The organism is Selenomonas sp. oral taxon 892 str. F0426 (assembly GCF_000468035.1).
Taxonomy (GTDB): Bacteria; Bacillota; Negativicutes; order Selenomonadales; family Selenomonadaceae; genus Centipeda.
The window spans coordinates 15,846-16,410 of the sequence record NZ_KI260541.1; the positions used below are offsets into that span (position 1 = coordinate 15,846).

Sequence of the window (565 nt, forward strand, 5' to 3'; positions counted from 1 at the left end):
CTGAGGATGCCGGAGCTGATCGAGAGCGAATACACGGTGAAGATGAGCGATGCTGAACGAAAGATGTATGCTGCGATGTGCGAGCAGCTTGTCCTCCAACTGAAGGGTGATGAGGTGACGGCGGCAAATGCCGGAGTCTTGTCCGGGAAACTCGCGCAGATGGCGAACGGTGCGGTTTACACTGACGATGGGACTACACTGCATATCCATGACCGCAAGCTCGATGCCTTGGAGGACATCATCGAGAGCATGAACGGCAAACCGCTCCTCGTGGCGTATTGGTTCCGACATGATGCGGAGCGCATCGAAAAGCGTCTGCCATGTGTCCGACTGGATACGGATGATGCAATCGCCTGTTGGAATCGCGGAGAGATCCCCGTCGCCCTGATCCATCCTGCAAGCGCAGGACATGGGCTGAACCTTCAGAGCGGCGGTTCGACCTTGGTGTGGTTCGGCATTACATGGAGCTTGGAACTCTACCAACAGACCGTGGCACGGCTCTATCGGCAGGGACAGAACTCAAACACTGTGGTGGTGCAGCACATCATCGCCGAGGGCACGATTG

General features: G+C 56.8%; 1 pseudogene. It reads left to right on the forward strand.

From position 1 onward, the window contains the following. Positions 1–565, forward strand: a pseudogene (locus tag HMPREF1992_RS07990) (ATP-dependent helicase); the annotation flags it as partial.